General features: G+C 52.7%; 1 tRNA gene and 2 rRNA genes. All 3 read right to left on the bottom strand.

Annotation, left to right across the window (positions count from 1 at the left end):
• Window position 1: 1 nt before the first annotated feature.
• Window positions 2-78 (bottom strand) — tRNA-Met (locus NIT7645_RS08700).
• A 40-nt stretch (window positions 79-118) separates the two neighbouring features.
• Window positions 119-233 (bottom strand): 5S ribosomal RNA (gene rrf, locus NIT7645_RS08695).
• 89 nt (window positions 234-322) lie between these two features.
• Window positions 323-3,150 (bottom strand): 23S ribosomal RNA (locus NIT7645_RS08690).
• Window positions 3,151-3,373 lie beyond the last annotated feature (223 nt).

The raw sequence follows: 3,373 nt of genomic DNA, 5'->3' as shown, positions 1-3,373 counted from the left end.
TTGGTTGCGGGAGTAGGATTTGAACCTACGACCTTCAGGTTATGAGCCTGACGAGCTACCTGGCTGCTCCATCCCGCGGTGTTTGTTGTTTTTGGAATTGTATTGAGGATTTTTCTAGGTTTGGCGGTGACCTACTCTCCCACGCCTTAAGACGCAGTACCATCGGCGCAACAGTGCTTAACTTCCGGGTTCGGGATGGGACCGGGTGTTTCACTTGCGCTATGACCACCAAACCGAGGAAAATCCTCGATTTGTTTATGAGAGATACAATTAGTCGATTTTTGCTTTTGGTTCTTTGTGTTTTCACTGTCTGTTACTGGAACAGATCAAGCCTATCGGGCGATTAGTACCGGTCAACTGAACATGTTACCATGCTTACATCTCCGGCCTATTGACGTGGTGGTCTTCCACGGCCCTCAGGGATACCTTGTTTTGAGGGGGGCTTCCCGCTTAGATGCCTTCAGCGGTTATCCTTTCCGATCATAGCTACCCTGCACTGCTGCTGGCGCAACAACAGGTCCACCAGTGGATCGTTCACCCCGGTCCTCTCGTACTAGGGGCAACTCCTCTCAAGTATCCTACACCCACGGCAGATAGGGACCGAACTGTCTCACGACGTTCTAAACCCAGCTCACGTACCTCTTTAAACGGCGAACAGCCGTACCCTTGGGACCTGCTCCAGCCCCAGGATGAGATGAGCCGACATCGAGGTGCCAAACACTGCCGTCGATATGGACTCTTGGGCAGTATCAGCCTGTTATCCCCGGCGTACCTTTTATCCGTTGAGCGATGGCCCTCCCACTTGGGACCACCGGATCACTATGGCCGACTTTCGTCTCTGCTCGACTTGTCAGTCTCGCAGTCAGGCTGGCTTCTGCCATTGCACTCAACGAGCGATTTCCGACCGCTCTGAGCCAACCTTCGCGCGCCTCCGTTACGCTTTAGGAGGCGACCGCCCCAGTCAAACTACCCGCCACGCAGGGTCCCGGATCCGGATAACGGACCGCGGTTAGACATCAAGAGTGCGAAGGGTGGTATCTCAAGGGAGGCTCCACCGGGACTTGCGTCCCGGCTTCGATGCCTACCACCTATCCTGCACATCACAATCCTGATGCCAGTGCGAAGCTGTAGTAAAGGTGCACGGGGTCTTTCCGTCTAACCGCGGGAAGCCTGCATCTTGACAGGCAATTCAATTTCGCTGAGTCGATGTTGGAGACAGCGGGGAAGTCGTTACGCCATTCGTGCAGGTCGGAACTTACCCGACAAGGAATTTCGCTACCTTAGGACCGTTATAGTTACGGCCGCCGTTTACCTGGGCTTCAATTCGGAGCTCTCACCCCTCCTTTTAACCTTCAGGCACCGGGCAGGCGTCAGACCCTATACGTCGTCTTGCGACTTCGCAGAGCCCTGTGTTTTTAATAAACAGTCGCCACCCCCTGGTTTGTGCCCCCAGTCAATACTTGCGTAGAAACTGGGCCTCCTTCTCGCGAACTTACGGAGGTATTTTGCCGAGTTCCTTCAACATCGTTCTCTCAAGCGCCTTGGTATTCTCTACCAGTCCACCTGTGTCGGTTTAGGGTACGGTCTGATGGAGGGCTATTTCCAGGGACTGCTGAGCAGCCCAGACAATCCGATAAGTCTGAACTACCTTCACAATCCGTCACATCCTCCTGGCCTAGGAATATTAACCTAGTTCCCATCGGCTACGCCTTTCGGCCTCGCCTTAGGGGCCGGCTTACCCTGCTCAGATTAGCTTTAAGCAGGAACCCTTGGACTTTCGGCGAGAGTGTCTCTCACACTCTTTGTCGCTACTCATGTCATCATTCTCGCTAGTGATCTCTCCACGGGATCGCTCACGCGCCCGCTTCATCGAAAGCTTCGTGTCTCCGATGTGTCCTTGGACACTAAGGAGACATGAAGCTATGTCACACTACGCTCTGCTACCATGCACTATGTGCATCCTAAGCTTCGGCTCATGGCTTGAGCCCCGTTACATCTTCGCCGCAGGACGTCTTATTTAGACCAGTGAGCTGTTACGCTATCTTTAAAGGATGGCTGCTTCTAAGCCAACCTCCTGGTTGTTTTGGACATCCCACCTGCTTTCCCACTTAGCCATGAATTAGGGGCCTTAGCTGTAGGTCAGGGTTGTTTCCCTCTCCACTACGGACGTTAGCATCCGCAGTGTGTCTGCCATCTAGTACTCCCGGGTATTCGGAGTTTGGTTAGGATCAGTAAGCCTGTGGGGCCCCATTACCCATCCAGTGCTCTACCCCCCGGGGTATTCGGATGACGCTCTACCTAAATAGATTTCGCAGAGAACCAGCTATCTCCGAGTTTGATTGGCCTTTCACCCCTAGGCACAGCTCATCCCGATCCTTTTCAACGGATGTGGGTTCGGTCCTCCAGTGCATGTTACTGCACCTTCAACCTGGCCATGCCTAGATCACTCGGTTTCGGGTCTGATCCCACGAACTCATTCGCCCTATTAAGACTCGCTTTCGCTGCGCCTACACCTAACGGCTTAAGCTTGCTCGTGAGACCAAGTCGATGACCCATTATACAAAAGGTACGCTGTCAGCCCTCAAGGGGCCTCCAACTGATTGTAGGCGTTCGGTTTCAGGTACTGTTTCACTCCCCTCGTCGGGGTGCTTTTCACCTTTCCCTCACGGTACTGGTTCGCTATCGGTCAGTAAGGAGTACTTAGCCTTCGAAGGTGGTCCTCCGATCTTCAGACAGGATTTCACGTGTCCCGCCCTACTTAATACGTCCTATCATGCTTCATATACGGGGCTATCACCCACTCTGGCTGTGCTTCCCAACACATTCTATTCACACTCAAGGCTCGGCTGGTCCCCGTTCGCTCGCCGCTACTAGGGGAGTATCATATTGATTTCCTTTCCTCCGGGTACTTAGATGTTTCAGTTCCCCGGGTTTGCTCTTAAAACCCTATGTATTCAGGTTTTAAGTACCTGATTAAGCTTATTATTGATAGCGAAGCTAACAATAACAAACTGTCAGGTGGGTTCCCCCATTCGGAGATCCTGGGATCAAAGCCTATTCTCGGCTCCCCCAAGCTTATCGCAGAGTATCACGTCCTTCATCGCCTCTTACTGCCAAGGCATCCACCAAACGCCCTTCTCGCGCTTGATCTGGTCCAGAAAGAGACAGTGAACTGTCATCCGCAGAAGCTGGTAACAAACTGCGGGCTGTTTCTGAACCAAAAGCATACTTTCCCGCTCACTTCGTAAGAAGTGAACATTGGTTCATAAACCTTGCGGAATATGAACCGGGTTAGTGTACTTGACTTGGACAACACTGTGGTTTCAATCCGGCAGACCCTTGCGCGCCCGAGGAAAAGGGCGGATGCAAAGGC

Origin of the sequence: Phaeobacter italicus (genome assembly GCF_001258055.1) — a bacterium.
Lineage (GTDB): Bacteria > Pseudomonadota > Alphaproteobacteria > Rhodobacterales > Rhodobacteraceae > Phaeobacter > Phaeobacter italicus.
The sequence above is the reverse complement of the archived record's forward strand: the minus strand, read 5'-3'. Positions and strand labels throughout refer to the sequence as shown.